At 69.6% G+C, this 20,227-nt stretch carries 18 protein-coding genes and 2 pseudogenes; 15 read left to right on the top strand and 5 right to left on the bottom strand.

Translation table 11 applies throughout. The features are described 5' to 3' along the window. Positions 1 to 26: 26 nt before the first annotated feature. Together ABZU52_RS03975 and ABZU52_RS03970 are read right to left on the bottom strand one after the other, a co-directional pair. The gene (locus ABZU52_RS03975; protein ID WP_354969589.1) at positions 27 to 689 is read right to left on the bottom strand and encodes a response regulator transcription factor; all 663 of its coding nucleotides are present in this window, start codon (positions 687 to 689) and stop codon (positions 27 to 29) included. Between the two features lie 25 nt (positions 690 to 714). Continuing rightward, positions 715 to 1,845, bottom strand: coding sequence for a sensor histidine kinase (locus tag ABZU52_RS03970; RefSeq protein WP_354969588.1), 1,131 nt, complete (start codon positions 1,843 to 1,845; stop codon positions 715 to 717). A gap of 144 nt (positions 1,846 to 1,989) precedes the next feature. Between ABZU52_RS03970 and ABZU52_RS03965 the strand changes: the two genes are divergently transcribed. The 5 genes from ABZU52_RS03965 to ABZU52_RS03945 all read left to right on the top strand — a co-directional run bounded on the left by ABZU52_RS03965 (position 1,990) and on the right by ABZU52_RS03945 (position 6,091). Beyond that, entirely contained in the window at positions 1,990 to 2,979 is a 990-nt protein-coding gene (locus tag ABZU52_RS03965; RefSeq protein WP_354969587.1) for a carboxymuconolactone decarboxylase family protein, read from the top strand. Between the two features lie 10 nt (positions 2,980 to 2,989). After that, positions 2,990 to 3,442: a DUF6220 domain-containing protein gene (locus ABZU52_RS03960; protein ID WP_354969586.1), complete on the top strand. Its 453-nt coding sequence runs from the start codon at positions 2,990 to 2,992 to the stop codon at positions 3,440 to 3,442. Continuing rightward, positions 3,439 to 5,178 (top strand): multicopper oxidase family protein, encoded by a 1,740-nt coding sequence (locus tag ABZU52_RS03955; RefSeq protein WP_354969585.1) that lies wholly within the window; start codon positions 3,439 to 3,441, stop codon positions 5,176 to 5,178. Before ABZU52_RS03960 ends, ABZU52_RS03955 begins: the two co-directional genes overlap by 4 nt. 84 nt (positions 5,179 to 5,262) lie before the next feature. Further along, a complete protein-coding gene (locus ABZU52_RS03950; protein ID WP_354969584.1) occupies positions 5,263 to 5,622 on the top strand; it encodes a VOC family protein in 360 nt (119 codons plus the stop codon). Positions 5,623 to 5,647: 25 nt separating this feature from the next. Next, complete coding sequence (locus tag ABZU52_RS03945; RefSeq protein ID WP_354969583.1) at positions 5,648 to 6,091, top strand: OsmC family protein; 444 nt, start codon at positions 5,648 to 5,650, stop codon at positions 6,089 to 6,091. A 102-nt stretch (positions 6,092 to 6,193) separates the two neighbouring features. Here the strand turns inward: ABZU52_RS03945 and ABZU52_RS03940 are convergent. After that, positions 6,194 to 6,382: pseudogene (locus tag ABZU52_RS03940) on the bottom strand (transposase); the annotation flags it as partial. A 248-nt stretch (positions 6,383 to 6,630) separates the two neighbouring features. Between ABZU52_RS03940 and ABZU52_RS03935 the strand changes: the two are divergent. The 3 genes from ABZU52_RS03935 (at position 6,631) to ABZU52_RS03925 (ending at position 10,614) form a co-directional block, all read left to right on the top strand. Next, the gene (locus ABZU52_RS03935; protein WP_354969582.1) at positions 6,631 to 7,839 is read left to right on the top strand and encodes a transposase; all 1,209 of its coding nucleotides are present in this window, start codon (positions 6,631 to 6,633) and stop codon (positions 7,837 to 7,839) included. A gap of 79 nt (positions 7,840 to 7,918) precedes the next feature. Further along, positions 7,919 to 8,998 (top strand): hypothetical protein, encoded by a 1,080-nt coding sequence (locus ABZU52_RS03930; protein ID WP_354969581.1) that lies wholly within the window; start codon positions 7,919 to 7,921, stop codon positions 8,996 to 8,998. 185 nt (positions 8,999 to 9,183) lie between these two features. Further along, complete coding sequence (locus ABZU52_RS03925) at positions 9,184 to 10,614, top strand: non-reducing end alpha-L-arabinofuranosidase family hydrolase (protein ID WP_354969580.1); 1,431 nt, start codon at positions 9,184 to 9,186, stop codon at positions 10,612 to 10,614. Positions 10,615 to 10,796: 182 nt separating this feature from the next. Here the strand turns inward: ABZU52_RS03925 and ABZU52_RS03920 are convergent. Then, positions 10,797 to 11,402: pseudogene (locus tag ABZU52_RS03920) on the bottom strand (tyrosine-type recombinase/integrase); the annotation flags it as partial. Positions 11,403 to 13,045: 1,643 nt separating this feature from the next. Between ABZU52_RS03920 and ABZU52_RS03915 the strand changes: the two are divergent. Together ABZU52_RS03915 and ABZU52_RS03910 are read left to right on the top strand one after the other, a co-directional pair. Beyond that, the gene (locus tag ABZU52_RS03915) at positions 13,046 to 13,609 is read left to right on the top strand and encodes a hypothetical protein (protein ID WP_354969579.1); all 564 of its coding nucleotides are present in this window, start codon (positions 13,046 to 13,048) and stop codon (positions 13,607 to 13,609) included. 356 nt (positions 13,610 to 13,965) lie between these two features. Beyond that, positions 13,966 to 14,532 (top strand): NUDIX hydrolase, encoded by a 567-nt coding sequence (locus ABZU52_RS03910; RefSeq protein WP_354969578.1) that lies wholly within the window; start codon positions 13,966 to 13,968, stop codon positions 14,530 to 14,532. Positions 14,533 to 14,535: 3 nt separating this feature from the next. Here the strand turns inward: ABZU52_RS03910 and ABZU52_RS03905 are convergent, their stop codons facing one another. Next, positions 14,536 to 15,945, bottom strand: a complete 1,410-nt coding sequence (locus ABZU52_RS03905; protein WP_354969577.1) for a helix-turn-helix domain-containing protein — start codon at positions 15,943 to 15,945, stop codon at positions 14,536 to 14,538. A gap of 147 nt (positions 15,946 to 16,092) precedes the next feature. Between ABZU52_RS03905 and ABZU52_RS03900 the strand changes: the two genes are divergently transcribed. The 5 genes from ABZU52_RS03900 (at position 16,093) to ABZU52_RS03880 (ending at position 20,197) form a co-directional block, all read left to right on the top strand. After that, positions 16,093 to 16,431, top strand: a complete 339-nt coding sequence (locus tag ABZU52_RS03900; protein WP_354969576.1) for a hypothetical protein — start codon at positions 16,093 to 16,095, stop codon at positions 16,429 to 16,431. Positions 16,432 to 16,434: 3 nt separating this feature from the next. Further along, positions 16,435 to 16,707 (top strand): hypothetical protein, encoded by a 273-nt coding sequence (locus ABZU52_RS03895; RefSeq protein WP_354969575.1) that lies wholly within the window; start codon positions 16,435 to 16,437, stop codon positions 16,705 to 16,707. 209 nt (positions 16,708 to 16,916) lie between these two features. Further along, the gene (locus tag ABZU52_RS03890) at positions 16,917 to 17,534 is read left to right on the top strand and encodes a dihydrofolate reductase family protein (RefSeq protein ID WP_354969574.1); all 618 of its coding nucleotides are present in this window, start codon (positions 16,917 to 16,919) and stop codon (positions 17,532 to 17,534) included. A 185-nt stretch (positions 17,535 to 17,719) separates the two neighbouring features. Next, positions 17,720 to 18,613 (top strand): SGNH/GDSL hydrolase family protein, encoded by an 894-nt coding sequence (locus ABZU52_RS03885; protein WP_354969573.1) that lies wholly within the window; start codon positions 17,720 to 17,722, stop codon positions 18,611 to 18,613. Between the two features lie 162 nt (positions 18,614 to 18,775). Next, positions 18,776 to 20,197, top strand: a complete 1,422-nt coding sequence (locus ABZU52_RS03880) for a serine/threonine-protein kinase (protein ID WP_354969572.1) — start codon at positions 18,776 to 18,778, stop codon at positions 20,195 to 20,197. Positions 20,198 to 20,227 lie beyond the last annotated feature (30 nt).

Below are 20,227 nucleotides of genomic sequence, written 5' to 3'. Positions count from 1 at the left end.
CCCAAGGGGGCCCGTCGACACCGCCCTCACCGGCGACGCGGCGTGATCAGCCCCGACTCGTACGCCCACACGACCAGCTGGGCCCGGTCGCGACAGTGCAGTTTGGTCATCGCCCGGTTGACGTGTGTCTTGGCGGTCAGCGGACTGATCACCATGCGCGCGGCGATCTCGTCGTTGGTCAGCCCGCGGGCGACCAGTTCGACGATCTCCTGTTCCCGGGCGGTCAGCACGTCACGTCCGGCCGTCGGCACGGCCGGCGGTGGGCCGGCCACGAACTCACTGATCAGGGTGCGGGTGACAGTCGGCGCGAGCAGCGCCTCACCGCGCGCGACGACGGTGACGGCGTGCAGCAGGTCGGTGGGGTCGGCGTCCTTGAGGAGAAAGCCGCTGGCGCCCGCCCGGAGGGCGGCGAAGACGTACGAGTCGAGCCCGTAGTTGGTGAGGATGAGAACGCGGATCGCGGCGAGGTCGGGGTCGGCGGCGATGCGCCGGGTGGCCTCGATGCCGTCGAGACCCGGCATCTGCACGTCCATCAGGACGACGTCCGGGCGCAGACACCGCGACAGGTGGACGGCCGAGGCGCCGTCGGTCGCCTCACCGACGACCTCCAGGTGGTCCTCGGCGTCGAGCAGTGCCCGGAAGCCGGCTCGCATCAGCGCCTGGTCGTCGGCGAGCAGCACCCGGATCATCCCGGCGCCTCCGGCCGGCGGGCGGTCATCGCGGGCCGTCCAGCGGAAAGGTGGCCCGTACGGTGAACCCGTGGTCGTCGTGCGCGGCGGCCCGCAGCGTGCCGCCGAGTGCGCTGACCCGTTCCCGCATGCCGCGCAGGCCCACCCCCGGGGTCAGCGGCGCAACCGGTGACGCCTGACCGTCGTCGGTGACCGCGACGGTCAGCTCCGCCGGCGCGTACTCCACCTGGATGTGCGCGGTCGCGGGGCCGGCGTGGCGGGCCACGTTGGTGAGGGCCTCCTGGATGACCCGGTACCCGGCCTGGTCGACCTCGTCGGGCAGGTCCCAGCGCTGACCGGTGACGGTCACCTGCACCGGTACGCCGACCGCCCGGGTCCGCTCGGCCAGCTCGTCCACCCGGGCCAGCCCGACGCGATCGGCGTCGGTGGGCGCGCGCAGGACGTCGAGGGTCGTGCGTAGCTCCCGCATCGCGGCGGCGCTGGCCTCCTGGATCGCCAGCAGTGTGGCCGACGGCGCCTCGCCGTGTTTGCGGGCCAGGTGCACGGCGATTCCGGCCTGCACCTTGATCACCGAAATGCTGTGGGTCAGCGAGTCGTGCAGGTCGCGGGCGATGCGCAGCCGCTCCTCCCCGGCGCGCCGCAACGCCATCTCCTCGCGGGTGCGTTCGGCCTCGATCGCCCGCTGCTCGACCTGCTCCAGGTACGCCCGGCGCTGCCGGGCGACGAGCCCGGCGACGTTGGCCGCCACGAACCAGCCCAGCAGCAGGGCCGTCCGCTCGGCGACCAGCTGGCCTGGTCGGCCGGCCGGCGCCGTCGAGATGTCGCGGGCCAGGAAGCTCCCGAGAAAGACGAGGCTGGCCGCGGCGGCGGCCCATCGGCGCCCCTGCCAGGCGGCGACGTAGACCGCGCAGAGGACGGGGAACGCGGCGGACACCCCGGGGTGCACCCGGACGTGGACGGCCAGCATGGCGACGGTGACCACGCCCAGCGCCGCCACCGGGTAGCGCCGGCACGCCGCCAGGGCCACCACAGTGGTCAGGACCAGGGCGACGTCGAGCACCTCGACCGTCGCGGCGTCCGGGGTGAGCACGGCGTTGCCGAGCAGCAGGACGCCGAGGGCGAGACCACCGAGGGCGTACGGGAGGTCACGGCGCATGGTCGCACTGTAGAGCGGCCGTCGCCGATGAAGCATCCCGCGCACGTGGTATCTGCGGTGTACCACGGACGCGGTATCGGTGGGGCGGCAAGTGTCTGCGGCGGAACGATGTTTTCCCGGCCCGCCGGAACAAGCATCGAGCCCATGACATACCGCTTCTTCACCCCCACGCCGACGAGGGCGGCCACCGGCCGCACCGCGGCGGTCTATCAACAACTGCGCGACGACTTTCTCGGGCCGTTGCCGACCTTCCAGGCGCTCTCGGCCGTGCCGGAGGTGCTGGCCGCGACCTGGGCGCTGATGCGGGAGGCGCTGCTCGCCGGGGACGCGCCCCGGGTCGACCGCGAACTCGTCGCGGCGGCGGTGTCCCGGGCCAACCGCTGTCAGTTCTGCGTCGACGCCCACGTGCTGCTGCTGCACGCGCTGGGTGCGTCGAAACTCGCCGAGGCCGTCGCCCGGGGCGAGACGCCGCCCGAGCCGAGGCACGCCGCGCTCGTCCGCTGGGCGCAGGCGAGCCGCAGCCCCAGCGCCGCCGACTGGACCAGCCGGTACGGCCCGGAGATCACCGGCACCCTGCTCGCCTTCCACTTCATCAACCGGGTCGTCTCGGCGTTGCTCGACCCCGATCTGCTCCCCGGCGGCCTGCAACGCTCCCCGCTGGTGCGTTCGGTCGGGGGCCGGCTCTACGCGAAGGCGGCCCGGGAGCCGAAGGAGCCCGGCCGGAGCCTCCCGCTCCTCGACGCCGACGCGACGGCGGCACCGGCCTGGGCGGGGGACAGCCCGGTGGGTGTCGCCTACGCGTCGTTGCGGAGCGCCGCCAGCCGGGGTGGGGACCTGCTGGGTGACGTGGCGCGCCAGACCGTCACGTCCACAGTGCGTTGGGAGGACGGGCGGTTCCCGGCCCGGCCCGCGGACTGGGCCGTCGACCTGGTGCGGGATGTGCCGGGCACGGACCGCATCGGGACCCGGATCACGTTGCTGGCGGCGATCGCGCCCAGCGCGATCAGCCCGGGAGATGTCGCTCTCTGGCGGCTCTCCCACCCGGCCGACGCCGACCTCGTGCGGTTGGTCGCGTACGGGGCGATCACGGCCACCGATCATGTCGCCCGGGCCCTCGCCTCGGCACAGCTCTAGGAGGTAACCCATGCGCAAAGCATTCGTCGTCATCACCGCGCTGTTGCTCGTCGCGTTCGCCCTCCAGTTCGTCTTCGCCGCCGTGGGCGGGTTCACGAGACCCGCCGGGGACGACGCGTACGCCCTGCACAGCGTCAACGGCATGGCGGTCATCCCGATTCTCACAGTGCTCACCGCCGTGTTCGCCGCGCTGGCGAAGGCGCCGGGGAAGCTCATCGGGCTGGCGGTCCTGCCGATCGGCCTCGTCCTCCTCCAGCCGCTCATCGCCATGCTGGCCGAGGCGTTCACGGACGCGTCGGGTGTGAGCACCCCGCTCGGCCTGACCGTCGGTGGGTTGCACGCCCTCAACGGAATCATCGTGGTGCACGTGGTGGTCGGCGTCCATCGGGCGGCGCGCAAGCTGGCCGTCCCGGTGCCGCCCGGCGCTGCTCCGCTGGTCGCCCGGGAAGGAGAGCCGGTATGACCACCGGGTCGCTGCTCGCGGCCGATCTCGTGATCGCGGTCCTCGCGGCCGCAGCCTGGTTGGGGGGTGGCGCCGCGTCCGCCGTCCGCCGCCGCCCGCTCGCCCTGGGACTGGCGGCCGTCGCGCTGCTCGCCACGCTCGCCCGCGCGATCACGATCACCGCGCTGGCCCGCGCCGGCTGGTGGTTCGCCGCGGAGAAAGTGCTCATCGCCGCGCCCCTGTCGCTCGCGGCGGTGGGCGTCGCCGGTCCGCGGCTGCTGCGGGCCCCGGGTGACATCCGGGCCGTCGCGGTGCCGCTGCTCTTCGCGGGGTACGCCACGAGCAGCGCCCTGCTGGTGACGGTTCTGCACGGCTACCCGGCGTCGGCCGGGGCGGGGCTGCTCGCGGTCGCCGGGGTCGTCGCGGCGACGGTGATCACGGGCCGTGCTCTCGGCGCGCGCCCGTCCCGGACGCTGTCCCGGGTGGCCGTCGTGGCGGCGGGCGCGGCGCTGGTGACCGGAACCGGGCTGACCGTCGCCTCCGGCGCGGCGCCGGGCGTACCTCATGATCATGGTTATCCGGTGGCCCGGATCGCCGCCGAACCCACCAGGCGGTTCACCCTGACGGCCGGGACCGCCACGGTGGACGCGGGCGGCCGGGACGTCGCGGCCTGGGCGTTCAACGCGCAGGTACCCGGACCGGAGCTGACCGCCACCGTCGGCGACGTCCTGGAGGTGACGCTGCGCAACCGCGACATCGGGCGTGGCGTCACAGTGCACTGGCACGGGTACGACGTGCCGAACGATCAGGACGGGGTGCCCGGGGTGACGCAGGCAGCGGTGCGGCCCGGGCAGGAGTTCGTCTACCGGTTCCGCGCCGACCAGGCCGGAACGTACTGGTACCACACGCACTCGGCCTCCGACGTGGGCGTACGGATGGGGCTCTACGGTGTGCTGGTGGTGCGACCGGGGCCGGTGGCCGGCGTCGACGTCACAGTGCCGGTGCACACCCTGGCGGGCCGTCCGTTGCCCGCGTCGAGAGTGGAGCGGGTCGAGGCCGGCGTACCGGTGCGGTTGCGTCTGATCAACACCGACAGCACGACGCACCGGTACGCCCTGGCCGGGACCGAGTTCCGGGTGGCCGCGATCGACGGCGTCGACCTGCGGGGCCCGACCCCGCTGGCGGACACCGCCGTGCTGATCCCGGCCGGGGGCCGCTACGACCTGGTCTTCAACGCGCCGGCGACCCCGGTGGCGCTGTTCGTCGACGGACGGGCGGTCTACTCGACCGGCCCGGTGTCGACGGTGACCGGCGCCTGGCCGGTGCTCGATCCGCTCGACTACGGGGTGACCGCACCGGCGCCGTGGTCAGGGTTCGACAAGACGTTCACCCTGGTGCTCGATCGCGGCCTCGACCTGCGCGGGTTGCTGCCCCGGTACGCCCACACCGTCAACGGCGCGGCCGACCCGGACATCCCACCGCAGGTGGTACGCCTGGGCGACGTCGTGCAGTTCACCATCGTCAACCGGTCGCCGGTCGTGCACCCGTGGCACCTGCACGGCCACCACGTCCTGGTGCTGGCTCGCGACGGGAAGCCGGCGGCCGGCAGCCCGCTGTGGCTGGATTCGTTCGACGTCCGTCCGGGCGAGGTGTGGAAGGTGGCGTTCCGGGCCGACAACCCGGGAGTGTGGGCCAACCACTGTCACAACCTGGCGCACGCCGATGCCGGGATGACACTGCATCTCATGTACTCCTGATCGCGAGGTCGACCCACCGCTCTCGCCCGTGTGTCACTGTGGTTCATGCCCCTGAGCGCGTACCACCTCAGAACGTCGGTCGCCGTGTCGGACATCGCGGCGGCGGTCGCGTTCTACGAAGGCAAGCTGGGCCTACCGGTGTTACGGTCCGGGCCGAGCGCGACCATCGTCGACGGCAGCCGTGTCTATGGTTCCGGTGGCGGGCCGGCACTCAACGTGTACCAGTCGGTCACCGCCGGGAAGACCCCGGCGACGTTGGCGACGTGGTATGTCGACGACATCGACCAGACAGTTGACGAACTCGCGTCGGCGGGTGTCGAACTCGTCCGCTACCCGGGGTTGGCACATGACGCCAAGGGGATCACCGCGCGGGCCGGCGGTGGACGCGTCGCCTGGTTTCAGGACCCCGATGGGAACACCTTCGCCGTCGAGGCCGACGTCTGATCCGCAATGCCGGTAGTTTTCTGGCATGACTGAGGACACCTTCCGCTCGGTGGCGATCGAGCGCACCAGCCTGGGCAACTACGTCGTGCGGAACGTCCGGGGCGGTTCGGTGTCGTTGGGCACGGGCGAGGACGGCAGTTTCACGCCGGTGGAGCTGCTGCTGGCCGCCATCGGCGGCTGCACCGCGGTGGACGTGGACCACATCACCAGCCGTCGCGCCGAGCCGACCGAGTTCACCGTCGCCGTCACCGGTGACAAGGTCCGGGACGAGGCCGGCGGGAACCGGATGCGGAACCTGCGGGTCGAGTTCACCGTGACGTTCCCGGAGGGCGCGGACGGCGACGCGGCCCGTGCGGCGCTGCCGCGGTCGTTGCAGCAGTCGCACGATCGGTTGTGCACGGTCTCCCGTACCGTCGAGCTTGGCACTCCCGTCTCGATGACCGAGGCGGGCGGGCCCACCGGAGACTGATCGTCGCTGAGCACTGCTACCGGATCTGCGGGCCAGTGCTCCGCCCTTCAGGGCGGGGGTGAGGGCCCGCGCTGGGAGGGCCTTCAAGGCCCGAGCAGTGCCTTAGTCCGGGCGGTTCTGCTGCTCGATGTACTGGCGCAGCACTGTCAGGGGTGCCCCGCCGTTGGAGCCGGCGAAGTACGACCCGGACCACAGTTTGTTGGCCCGGTGGTAGTGGCGTGCAAGCTCGGGGAACTCCTGGCGCATCCGTCGCGAGGACACGCATTTTGAGGCTGCTGACCAGCTTCGACAGGGCCACTTTGGGCGGGAAGTTGACCAGCAGGTGCACGTGGTGGGGTTCGCCGTTGAACTCGGCCAGTTCGGGTTCGAGGTCGGCGCACATCGCCTGCATGATCTCTTCCATGCGGGTCAGGTGCCGGCCGGTGAACACCGGGTGCGGTATTCCGTCACGGGAACCGAGTGCGCGGGCAACGCAGGAAACGCGATGTCCGTCTGTGCGGGGTGTCTTCGGTGTCAGACCTGGTGGATACGGTCGGCGGGTGCTGTTGCGTTACAACTTCCGTGTGTACCCGACCCCGGGCCAGCAGCAGTCGCTGGCGCGGGCGTTCGGGTGTGCGCGGGTGGTGTTCAACGATGGACTGCGCGCCCGGCAGGACGCCGGCGAGGCCGGTCTGCCGTATCTGTCGGACGGGGACCTGTCGAAGCAGGTCATCACCGAGGCCAAGAAGACCGAGGGCCGCGCCTGGTTGGGCGAGGTGTCGGCGGTGGTGTTGCAGCAGGCCCTGGCGGACCTGAACACCGCCTACCGCAACTTCTTCAACTCCCTGTCCGGGAAGCGCAAGGGACGCAAGGTCGCGCCGCCGCGGTTCCGGTCCCGCAAGGACAACCGGCAGGCCATCCGGTTCACCGCCAACGCCCGTTTCAAGGTCCTCGACAACGGACGCCTGCGGCTGCCGAAGATCGGCGACCTGCACGTGCGCTGGTCGAGGCCGCTGCCGTCCGCGCCGACCTCGGTGACGATCATCCGGGATGCTGCCGGGCGGTACTTCGCCTCGTTCGTGGTGACCACCGGCCAGGACGAGACGCTGCCACCGACGGACTCCGAGGTCGGCATTGACCTCGGGTTGACCCACTTCGCGGTACTCTCCGACGGCACGAAGATCGCCGCGCCGAGGTTCCTGCGCCGCGCCGCCCGCAAACTGCGCCGTCTGCAACACGATCTCTCCCGCAAGCAGAAGGGCTCCAATAACCGCAAGAAAGCCGTCGTGAAGGTCGCCCGTGCCCACGCGCGGGTGGCCGACACTCGGCGGGACTGGCAGCACAAGCTCTCCACGACGGTGATCCGCGACAACCAAGCGGTGTACGTCGAGGACCTTGCTGTTGCCGGTCTCGGCCGGACCCGGCTGGCGAAGTCGGTGCACGACGCCGGCTGGTCGCAGTTCACCGCCATGCTGGAGTACAAAGCCGCCCGGTACGGGCGCACCTTCGGCAAGGTCGACCGCTGGTTCCCCTCCACCCGCATGTGCTCAGAGTGCGGGGCGGTCAGCAACAAGCTGGATCTGTCCGTGCGGTCGTGGGTGTGCCCTTGCGGGGCCACCCACGACCGGGACATCAACGCCGCACGCAACATCAGGGCCGCCGGACGGGCGGACCTCAACGACCGTGGAGCGCAGATAAGACCAGGACTTGTCCCGGCACCGCGCAGCGAAGCGGTAACCCACCGGAAGCTCACGCCCTCACGTGCGTAGCAGGCCGGAATCCCCGCCATTCATGGCGGGGAGGACGTCAATCAGGTCCGGTGCGGCCCGTTCGTGTGAGGGTGACGGCATGCGTCGACTACTGGTGCCACTGCTGATCGTCCTCGCCGCGGCAGTGGGGTGCGCTGACGCGAACGCCCAGCCGGGTCGCCCGGCGGTCGCGGAGCCGGCGCCCACCGCACTGCTCGCCGATGGCAGCGTCCCCTGGGCCGACCTGAAGATCACCGACGAGGACCTCAACGGCCGTCCGGCCGGGCCGAGGGTTCCGGCCGCCGGCAGTGAGCCGTGTCGGGCCGAGCAGCTGACCGGCCGGCTCACCACATGGACGCGGCCCGGCACCGGCGGTGAGACGCCCCGGGGCTTCGACGCCGCCGTCGGCAAGCTCATCGGCGAGGTGGACGTGCGGAACTCGTCGACGGTCGAGTGCACCCTGCAGGGCGAGGTGCCCACGACCATGCTCGCCGGCGGCCGCGAGATCCCGATGCTCTACACCCACGACATCAACGCGGAGGGCCGCGCCCGGGTGGTCGCCGTGCCGGCCGGTGGCCACGCCAGCCTGCGCCTGGACTGGTCCGGGCCGTTCTGTCAGCCCGTGAAGGGGCCGTTGGAGCTCGCCATCGAGCTGCCGTACGACGGCGGCCGGTTGCGCGCACCGGTCACCGCCGACGAGCGGCCGGGCTGTCCGCAGGGGGAGGGGGTCCACCCCCGCGCGCGGGGGACGCTCTTTGCGAGCGGGTTCACCGAGCCGGTCACGGTGTCGAAGCCCCCGTCCTCGCCGCTGGACAAGCTCACCGTCGCTGTTCAGGGGCCGCCGACCGCAGCCGCCGGGTCGCGGCTCACCTTCCGGGTGACGCTCGGCAACCCGACCGGCGGCCCCCTCGTGCTGGACCCCTGCCCGGGCTACCTCATGGAACTGTTCTCGCTCGGCGACGCGACGAACGACGCGGTCAACACCTCCCAGCTGTACCGGCTGAACTGCCGCCCGCTTCCGCAGATTCCCGCCGGCGGCAGCGCCGCGTTCGACATGGTCGCCGAGGTGCCGGCCTCGATGCGTGCTGGGCGGATGTTGACGGTGACCTGGAAGTTCTACCTGCCGCACTACGTGCAGAGCGGTGACCAGTTCGGTGTGCTCACAGTGACCGTCGTCTGACGAGCGTTGCTCGGGGGTGGCCGCACCGGAGCGACGACCGAGAGCGCGAACCGAGAGATAGATGTTGTTGAGGGTATGGGAGCGCTCCCGTAACATACCTGACGCGGCCTGTTAACGCTCACAATCAGTCACGAGCAGCGACCACCACCAATGTATAGGCCGCCATCCCGCGAGGAGGGTGCTATATGACCAGATCCAGGGCCACCAATGTCGGTCTGGTTGCGGCCGGCGTCGGTTTACTGGTGTCGTCGACAGTGGTCGCGGCGCTGCCGGCCGGCGCCGCGGCCGAGGGTTGTTCGGTGAACTACGCCGTGTCGTCGCAGTGGCAGGGCGGCTTCGGCGCCAACGTGGCGATCACGAACCTGGGTGATCCGTTGAGCAGTTGGACGCTGACCTGGTCGTACGGCGCCGGGCAGACGGTGACGCAGGCCTGGAACACGTCGCTGACCCAGAGCGGGTCGGCGGTGACGGCGAGGAACGTGAGCTACAACGGTGCGATCCCGACCAACGGCACGGTGTCGTTCGGGTTCAACGGCTCCTGGACGGGCAGCAATCCGGCACCGACGAGCTTCGCCCTCAACGGTGTCACCTGCACCGGTGGCACGACGCCGACGACTCCGCCACCCACGACTCCGCCACCCACGACCCCACCGCCGACGACCCCGCCACCCACGACCCCGCCACCGACCACGCCGCCGCCCACCCAGACCTGTGACCTTCAGTCGACGTACCGGTGGTCGTCCACCGGCGCGCTGGCGCAGCCGAGGTCGGGGTGGGTGTCGCTGAAGGACTTCACCGTGGCCCCGTACAACGGTCAGCAGCTGGTGTACGCCACCACGCACGACACCGGGACCAGGTGGGGTTCGATGAACTTCGGTCTGTTCTCGAACTATTCGCAGATGGCGTCGGCCAGTCAAAACGCGATGAACAACGCGACGGTGGCGCCGTCGTTGTTCTACTTCGCGCCGCGCAACATCTGGGTGTTGGCGTACCAGTGGGGTGGGCCGGCGTTCTCGTACCGGACCTCGTCTGACCCGACGAACCCGAATGGTTGGTCGGCGGCGCAGACGTTGTTCAGCGGGAGCATCACCGGCTCCGGCACCGGGCCGATCGATCAGGCGGTCATCGGTGACGGTACGAACATGTACCTGTTCTTCGCCGGGGACAACGGCAAGATCTACCGGGCCAGCATGCCGATCGGGAACTTCCCCGGCAACTTCGGCTCCAACTACACGACCATCATGAGTGACACCACGAACAACCTGTTCGAGGCCGTGCAGGTCTACAAGCTTCAGGGTCTGAACAAGTACCTCATGATCGTCGAGGCGATCGGCTCGCAGGGGCGCTACTTCCGTTCGTTCACGGCCACCAGCCTGGGCGGTTCGTGGACGCCGAATGCCACCAGCGAGAGCAACCCGTTCGCGGGCAAGGCGAACAGCGGCGCGACCTGGACCAACGACATCAGCCACGGTGAGCTGCTGCGCACCAGTGCCGACCAGACGATGACGGTCAACGCCTGCAACCTGCAACTGCTCTACCAGGGTCGTTCCCCCAGCTCCGGCGGCGACTACGGCCTCCTGCCGTACCGGCCGGGTCTGCTGACCCTGCAGCGCTGACACTGCCTGATCAGGCTCGACCAGCACCGAACGGGCGGGCTCGGCACAACGCCGAGCCCGCCCGCACCGCGTGCAGTTGATCTTTGGCTGCGCACCACTGCGAAGTGCCGCCGACGTCACCGAGCGGACGAAGAGGTCGTCGGTTCGAATCCGGACACCCGACAGAGGTCAGAGGGCACATCCTATCGACGGATGTGCCCTCTAGTCCTTTGTACAGCAGTGGAGTACAGCAGCGGGTCACCGCAGGCTCTCGCCCAGGCGCTTGAGGCGTCGCGGGTGGCGTCCGACGACGCCTGCGAATAGAACCCCATCGTGACCGACACCTCGGCGTGCCGGAGCACCTGCATGATGACGCGCGGGTGCACGTCCAGGTCGACGAGCAGGGTCGCGCAGGTACGCCGGGCGTCGTGCACGGTGATCTTCCGAACCCCGGCCCGGACACAGCGGGCGTCCCAGGAGCGGTTGAAGTTGCGCGGCTCGACCGGAGTGCCGTAGCGGGTGGTGAACAGCAGCGACGACCCCTGCCAGGCGATCCCGGCCTGATCGCGGTCGTTCTTCCTCGCGCTCTGGCGGAGGTCGAGTGCCGCCGCGCAGATGTCCGGCAGCGGGAGCGTGGCGTCCGAGGTCTGCGTCTTGGTCTCCCGGTGCAGCAGTTGGCCCCCGAAGCGCTGCAACTGCCAGGCGATCGACAGCTCCCCCGCCGCCAGGTCGACGGCATCCCCTGTGAGGCCAAGTACCTCACCATTGCACAGCCCGAGCACCAGGATCAACACGTACGCGGCGTAGACCCGAACGTCAACCCGACAGGCCCTGCCCCTGCTCGTCAATGCGGGTCGTCTCTAGATGGCAGCAGCCGACAGCTTGAGACCTCATACCCCGGGCAGCGGCCGCCCGGGGTCGCTGGCGGAATGGCTGTCGACAGCAACGCTGACAGCAACCGCGCCGGACGGCAGCACGCTGAGGAGGGCTGGCATGGACGAAGGGTTTGAGCGCGTGCAAGCTTTCCCGGACGTGTGCGGACGCGATGCACAGAGCTTGTAAGCGAGACGTCAGGCAGCGAGGCAGCAAGGAGGCAGCGCGAGCCTTGATGCGGGTTCGCCCCGAACGTGAGCAGACGAGGTCCGGCGCCTGCTCGTCGACGCAGGCCGCCACCAGTTGGCAGCAGCCGACAGCTTGAGACCGTATCCCCCGGCGGGGGTCAACCGTCCGAACGCACAGACCGGACCAGCGGCGATCTGACAGTCGTTGAGATCAAGGGTGGGGCCGCCGCCGGATGAGTGTGGGCGGGTGCCCTCTCGGAGTCGGGCCCATGGACGGCAGCGGACGCTGTGACCTTTGCCGAAACCGCCTTACAAGCGGAGAGTCTGCGTTTTTGGCGCCCGCCGCTACTGTCGAGCAGTCGAGGCGTACCTACCAGAGAGGTCCTAGGGCTATGTCCGTCGACTTTGGAACTGTGCCTGATTGGGTCGGTGCAATAGGTACAAATGCGGCATTCGGCGCTGCTGCGATCGTGCTGCTTCGTGAGCGTAGACAGCGAGCGAGGGACCAAGCGGCAGCGATTGAGTGCGATGTCCGGACAGCTGATGGCAGCACGATCGTCACGATTACGAACCGGTCCAAGAGAGCCATTCAGAATGTCAAAGCATCTGTGCAAGACCCCCATCCGTTCGGCGGAGCGCTCGGAGATTATCTTCGAATCTCCAGTTGCCGCCCGATTGCGGCCTGGTCGAACCCTCACGGTGAAAGCACCGACTGTATTGATTGATGAGATTGTGCCTTCATACGGAGTCTTCTTCGAGGATGCCTACGGCCGACGATGGCTGACCCACGTGGAGACGGGAGAGGTCTTCCAGCTACTTTCCCGCTGGCATTACCAAGCAGTGTGGCGGAGGACAAAGCGGCGGATGCGTCGACCTTTGGTCGCCGTAGCCAGCGTCAGGCGGTTGGCGGGAGCCAAAGGCGGCCCAGCCTCGCCGGAGCAGACGGAAGGCACAGCTGCAAGCGAGAGACCGCCTGCGCGGTCGACCTCTGCGTAACGAAACCCAGCAGATTCTCGATTCGCGTGGAGATCGCGGTGGCAGCGGCAGGTCAGGCATGGCGATCAGCGGGTGAACCCACATGGCGGGCCTCGCCAGCGCTCGCTGCTAACAGCGACCAGGCTCTCCCCAGCGGCGGTTAACCTGGGTCCCCGGCGGAACGTCGTCGACAGCAACGCTGACAGCAACGCCGCCGGACGGCAGCACGCCGCCAGGTGCTGGCAGGACGAAGCCTTGAGCGTGCAGCCTTTGCCGGACGCGTGCGGACACGGCGCACAGAGCTTGTAATCGAGGCGTCAGGCTGCGCCTAGCGGCGGACAGGGGCAGGAGCAAGTGGACGGTCGCCTACAACACCTAGAGTTCGAGGCATCTCACCATCCAGCGGCGGGAGCCTCATGTTCTTCACCCTCACGTATGACGGCATCCTCCGTGGCTCTAGGAGCTCGGCTGCCGTCAAGCACGACATCCGACGCTCCTTGCATCCGCAAATTAAGGCCCTCTGGCAGATGCCGCCGCTGACTACACGATCAGAGGCGATCGACACGGAAGTAACGCGCGACGGGGCCGGGAGTATGGTCAGCACTATAGGCAGCCACACGTTCGCTGCCCTCGTCAACGACGTCTATCACCTACGGGCCAGGCTGCACATTCTCATGCTGAGGCGTGATTCCCCTGGTGGCCTTATGACCCACGGTGGTGACATCGACAATCGGCTTAAGACCCTGTTCGACGCATTGCAGCGCCCGCAGCACCCCCAGGAAGTCCCGGCGGACTGGCAGCCGAATGAGGATGAGAGCCCGCTTCACTGCTTGCTGAGCGACGACCGCCTCGTAACTAGAGTCGATGTCGATACAGCGCGCTGGCTGATGCCGGGAGATCCTGCGGAGGTGCGTCTCATCATCAATGTCGAAGTCTGGACTCCGTCACCCACGTATTGGTCACTTGGTGTGATCGGATAGTCCGCCACCGGGCGCTCCAACGGCCAGCGCTTCCCCTGCCCGAAGGAAGGCTGGTCCCTTCCCTTAAGCCTCAACGCCCGTCCTGCACAGCGGACCAACCTGCGGCGCGAGTGCATAAGCGAGGCAGCAAGGAGGCAGCGCGAGCATCGATGCGGGTTGACTTCGATCGTGTACCAACGACGCCGGGCATCTGCTCGTTTGCGCGGGCCACCATCTGTTGGCAACGTCCGACAGCTTGAGAGCGTATCCCCCCCGACGGGGGTCAGGGGCTAGGTCTTCGCCTGGCTTCCGCACAAGCAGTTTGCCCGGTAGATGTCGCCTATAGGCTTGGTGGATTCGGGGCGGATACTGGCGGGGTGGTGGAGAAGCAGGCGACGGAGTTGACCCGGTGGACCATCCACGGCGAGCGGGTCGTGGACGACACCCGGCGGGCGCGGTTGAGTATCGCTGAGGTGGAGTTGCCCGACGGGGTGCGCTTTGAGCAGTACGTGATCCGTGCTCCCCGGTCGGCCATGGTCGCCGTGCTCGATGATCGGGAGCGCCTGTTGTTGATGCGGCGGCACCGGTTTGTGTTCGACCGGTGGGTGTGGGAGTTGCCCGGTGGCTACGTCGACGACGAGGAGCAGCCGGCGCAGTGCGCGGTGCGGGAGGTCGAGGAGGAGACCGGCTGGCGGCCTCAAGGGGTGGAGCGGTTGCTGTCCTTCCAACCGTGGGTCGGGACTGCGGACGCCGAGAATCTGCTGTTCCTGGCTCGGCAGGCTGAGCACATCGGTGCGCCCGTGGACGTGAATGAGGCTGAGCAGGTCGCGTGGATTCCGCTCGACGAGGCGTACGGCCTGGTGTCCCGGGGTGAGATCGTCGGTGCCGGCACGGTGATCGCGGTGCTGGAGCTGGTCGCGCGTAAGGCCCGGGGAGAGCTGTGACGCTCAGCGTCGGGGACCGAGGGTGGCGTCGATGCGGCCGGTGAAGTGCCGGACGGCGGGTAGTCGCCGGTGCGGGGCGAGTTGGGTTTGCAGGTCGCGGAGGTAGCGGACGGCTCTGGCGGAGCGGAGCTGGGTGGTCAGGGTCAGGGCGTTCGCGCCGATGGCGCAGGCTCGGTCGGGTTCGCCCTTTTGGGCGTGGACGCTGGCGAGCAGGGCGAGGTTGAAGGCTCGGCCGCGTACGTAGCGGTTGTCCATGCGTAGGGATCGTGCCGCGAAGCGTTCGGCGTGGGTGTTGCGGCCGAGGGCGTGGAAGCAGTGGCCGAACTTGGCCGACAGGTACGCCTCGTCGAAGTAGCTGAGCCACTGCGGTTCGGTGCTGCGGTCGGCTCGGTCGAGGGATTGTTCTGCCTGGTGCAGGGCGGCGGCGCAGGCCCGTTCGTCGTTGGCTTTGGCTAGGGCGTGGGCTTCCATGACGTGGGCTTCGGCGGTGAGGACCGGAACCCCGGCGCGGCGGGCGGTCTGGCCGGCGGCGCGGGCGAGGTCAAGGCCGGTGGTGGTGTGGCCGAGGTAGGTGGCCTGGTGGCTCATCGCGGCGAGGATCTCCGCGCCGAGGCCGTGGTCTCCGGCGGCGTGGGCGAAGTCCAGGGCGAGGATGAGGTACCGCTGGGCGATGCCGTGCTCGGCGGTGTCGTACGCCTGCCATCCGGCGAGTTGAGCCAGTTCGGCGGCAGCGCTGAGCAGCCGCTGACCGGTGCCATGGTCGTAGCGGCCATCGGTGAGCAGCGGGGTCACCTCCTGGTGTAGGTAGCGGGACACGGTGTCGCGGGCGTGGCCGCCGCCGTACTGGTTGTCCAACTGGCGGTAGGTCGCCGTCATCGCGCGGATGGTGTCAATCTCCGGTTGACCGACCGTGTTGCGTCCGGGTTGAGTGACCAGGGCCGGATCGGGGGCGGTGAACCAGCGCAGCGCCGGCAGGGTGTAGCCGGCGGAACTGAAGGCCACCTGCCGGAGTACGTCTCGACGGTTCACGTCACCTCGCCAAAGCTCTGCGGCACTGCGTACGTCCTCCTGCCAGGTCCGGTGAACCGGCTCGCTGGGGGTGCGCCGGTCAAGGCCGGTTGGTGGTGCGGCCTGTCGGGGTGCCAGGCCCATCGTGGTGCGCGCCTGGTCGGGCATCCGGCAGCCGTCGGCGATCCGCTCTACGACGTCTATCGAAGTGACCTTGCGTCCGGCCATGATCCGGCTGACGTAACCCTGTTCCAGCCCGACAGCTGCCCCGATCCGGCTCTGACTCGCCCCGGTGAGACTGGCGATCCAGCGGAACAGCCCGCCGATGTCGCGAGCGGCCAGCACGGTCAGCACCTCGCCGTGTGACCAAGCATCCTCCGGAATCCGAAGCGGATCGGGCAGCACGGCAACTCCCAGCGTCGCGTTCCGACTACTCAAGGTGTTCAGATCGACAGCCTAGGGCGACCATTCGTGCTGGTCGAGCCGTCCCATGTCACCGTGACATGACCGCTGGCCATGGAGCGGCCCGTCGACGGACGCGATGGTCGGCGCATGTCCTTCGATGTCGACAACCCGCCCGAAGAGCCACCCGTAGAATGCCAGCACCGTCTGCTGTGGCGGTTGGCCCGCGCTCTCTGGGAGGCTCACCGGCCCGACAGCGCAGGCTTCTGCGTGGCCACCGGCTGCTGGCACACGAACCAACGCGACCCCTGCCGGCTGGCCCAACTCGCACAGGAAGGGATGCGCACCGCGTGCGGCGAAGCCACCCCCGCGTCGCCACCCTGGATCGCCGTCACCCGCGAGCGCCTGGCGGCCGGGGACATCGACCCCGTGGACGCCGTCGCCGAAGCCCTCTGGCACCACCGCCACGCCCGCAGGGCAGGGCGGTGACCGATGGGAGCCATCTACACCTCGACAGCCTTTCGGGAGTACGCGAAGACGCAGGTGGCCTATGCGGACATCCTGCTGACCAAGCACGCCGAGTCGGCCCTGAATCTGTGCCGCTGCGGCCGACTCCACCCCTGCGACGAACACCGCCACTGGCTGGAGATGCGCACCCACTTCAGACAGTTCCTCGTCGACGAGCAGTACGGCAGCGAAGTACAGCAACCCTGCCCACCGAACCCGACCCGAAGCGACCCCAGCAGGCCGTACGACCTTGGATGACACCCGACCGGACCGGCTCGCCGAGAGTTCGGGACGAACGGGTTGGGGCAGCCGAAGCTGCTCGAAACGTGGCATTGGACCGCTCCTGTGACGGCCGGCTGACAAAGACGGGGTACGACACGCATCAGCGGGGCAGCCTGTGGCTGACGAGTTTGGGACGATGCGCCGGTCGACCTACCGACATCAACCGACTCGAAGGGATCCCCGCGATGGCAAAGGTCATCTCCACGCTGTTCATCTCGGCCGACGGTGTGGCCGAGATCGACCCTGACTGGCACTTCCCGTACTTCGACGAGAACATGGGCCGCGCCGTCACCGAGGACTATGACGCCGCCGCCGATGTGCTGCTCATCGGCCGCGTGACGTACGACAGCTTCGCCGGGGCCTGGCCCGACCGGGAGGCCGCTGGGGGCGAGGACGCGCCGTTCGCCAAGCAACTAGGCGATACCCGCAAGGTGGTCGTCTCGCGTCAGCCGCTGGAGTTTTCCTGGCGCAACTCGGAGCTGATCAACGGGGACCTCCTCGACGCCGTCACCGCGCTCAAGGCCGATGCCGGCGTCCGGGGAATCCTCATCCCCGGGTCGATCTCCGTGGTGCAGCAACTGCTCGCCGCGGGCCTGGTCGACGAGCTGCGCCTACTGGTGCACCCGGTGGCCGCCCGGAAGGGTCGCAAGCTGTTCGACGAGGGCGAACCGGCGTACCACCTGCGACTGGTGGCGTCGGAGGCGTTCCCGACGGGCGTCCTTCGGGTGATCTACGCGCCGGGCCCGGCGCCGACTCCGGTCGGCTACGACGAGGTCAAGGACCAGTTGCCGGCCGGAAGCTAGGGACCTTCGAGGGCGACCGCACGCAGCCCTGGCGGATCAAGAGTGATGCGCGCCACTTGATTGACCACCACCGATTCATTCCACACTTCGAGCATGTATTTAGTGAGGTCCATCGATATTGATAGTTGACCTCGACGGAGACAGGATCTCGGGCACCACCACCCCGATCCCTCCTGGGAGGCGCCATGACCCGTCCCCGCCTGCCCCTCCTGCGGGCAGCCAGCCGGTTGGCCGCACTCGCCCTGGCCACCGCCGGCGTGCTGCTCACCGTCGCCACACCCGCCAGCGCCGCTGTGCCCACCGGCCGCTACGTCGCGCTGGGCGACTCGTACACCGCGGGTCCGCTGATCCCCACCCAGGTCGACCTCAACTGCCTGCGGTCCAACCGTAACTACCCGTCGCTGGTGGCGGCGTCCGCCGGCTCGTCGTCGTTCGCCGACGTGAGCTGCTCCGGCGCCACCACCGACGACATCCTCTACGGCGGTAGCGGCCAACTGGGCATCACGCTGCCACCGCAGCTCAGCGCGGTGACCTCGAACACGGCACTGGTGACGGTGCAGATCGGCGGCAACGACATCGGGTTCTCCGGCATCATCGGCGACTGTGCCGAGGCGAGCGTCAGCAGCCCGCTCGGATCCCCGTGCAAGGACCGCTACACCGCCGGGGGTGTCGACCAGTTGCAGGCGCGGATCGTCGCCGCCACGCCCAAGGTCACCGCGGTGTTGCAGGCGGTCCGGCAGTCCGCCCCGGGCGCACGGGTCGTGGTGCTCGGCTATCCGGCGATCCTGCCGGACACCGGTTACGGCTGCTGGCCGGTCGTTCCGATCGCCTACCAGGACGTGCCGTACCTGCGCGGCATCGAGAAGTCACTCAACGCGATGTTGGCCAGCGCCGCGAGCGCCAACGGTGCCACCTACGCCGATGTCTACACCCCGTCGATCGGCCGGGACGCGTGCAAGGGCAGCGGCACCCGCTGGGTCGAGGGCCTGGTGCCGCAGAACTCGGCCGCCCCCTTCCACCCCAACGCCCGAGGTGAGCAGGGCATGGCCACCGCCCTGATCGCCAGGCTGAACAGCTGACCAGACCCGCCACCGGTTGCGCCGGCCCCGTCGGAGACGACGGGGCCGGCGCGCCCCACCTTTCGGCGCGGACGGTCCTTCCCGAGGCGGCACCACCACCCGAGGCGACGTCGCGGTGCTTGAGATCGTGGAGTCCGGGGTACCGAAAGTGTCATGCCGAGCGTGGGGCAAGTCATCGGAGACCGTTACCGTCTGGTCGAGAGCATCGCCAGCGGTGGAATGGGCGACGTCTGGCGGGCGGTCGACGAAACCCTGGACCGCTGCGTCGCGGTCAAGATGCTGCAATCTCGGCTGGTCACCGATGCCGGCTTCGGCGAACGGTTCCGTCGCGAGGCTCGGGCCATGGCGGCCCTGCGTCACCCGGGTGTCGCCCAGGTCTACGACTACGGTGAGGTGTCCCAGGCCGACGCGCCGGTCCTCGCGTACATCGTGATGGAGTGTGTGCAGGGACAACCCCTGTCGGAGCGGATCGCCGAGGTCGGCCGGCTGGGCGTGGCCGAGACGATGTCGATCGCCGCACAGACCGCCCGTGCGCTTCAGGCCGCACATGACGCCGGCGTCGTGCACCGGGACGTCAAGCCCAGCAACCTGATCATCGAGCCGGACGGGCACGTCGTACTCGTCGACTTCGGCGTCGCGGTGACGCCGGAGGCGGCGAGCCTGACCCGTACGAACCAGGTCGTCGGCACCGCCCTCTACATGGCCCCCGAGCAGATCCGCAGGAACGAGACCACGTCGGCGATCGACATCTACGCGCTGGGGGCCGTCGTCTACCACTGCCTCGCCGGTAGGCCCCCGCATGAGGGCGAGCACGCCGTCGCGGTGGCGCTGCGGCATCTCGAGGAGGAGCCACCGCCGCTGCCCGCGGACGTTCCGGCGGCGGTCCAGCGCCTGGTCGCCACCGCGATGGCGAAGGAGCCCACCCGCCGTTTCCCGACGGCGGCGGCCATGGCCACCGCGGCGCAGACGCTCGCGGAGCCGTCCGACCAACTGGTGCGGACGGCCGTCGGGACGCCGATCACGGCGGCGGTCGAGCGCTCGGAGGTCCGGCGCCCGGTTGCCGGCGGCGCGGCGAAGCGGTCGGGGGGTCCCGGGCCGAAGGTGCTCGCGGTGCTTCTCGGATCGATGGCCGCCGCGGCTGCCGTCCTGGTGTTCGCCGATCCCATCGGCATGATGCCGGGCGGGACCGGGCGAGGGTCGACGCCACCCGCCGTGTCGCCACCGGCGCCGTCGCAGCGCGAGCCCGGCCCCGGCGTCGGCGGCGGCGAATCGGCCACCCGCGGTTCCGCGGGGCTGCCGGTCCGCGCGCCCGCCACAGTGACCCCGACGCCCAGCGTCTCGGCAACCGCGGGGACGGTCGGCCAGTCGACGCCACCCGGCGAAGGTACCGGGGGCGAGCCCGAGCCCACCTCGTCCGAGAGCACCCCCACCGACCCGACCACGGCTCCGACGGGGGAGACGACGGCGGCGCCGACCGAGACGGCTGCGGAGGAGGAGGCCGGGGAGGAGCCGGCGGCGGTCCCGACGAAGAGGCCGTCTGTGGGGGCACCGGCAGCGCAGAAGACCGAGGCGCCGCAGGTCTAGTGACACCAGTCTGGCGTGGCGGCCGGGGCC

The organism is Micromonospora sp. NPDC005220 (assembly GCF_040607895.1).
Taxonomy (GTDB): Bacteria; Actinomycetota; Actinomycetes; order Mycobacteriales; family Micromonosporaceae; genus Micromonospora.
The sequence above is the reverse complement of the archived record's forward strand: the minus strand, read 5'-3'. Positions and strand labels throughout refer to the sequence as shown.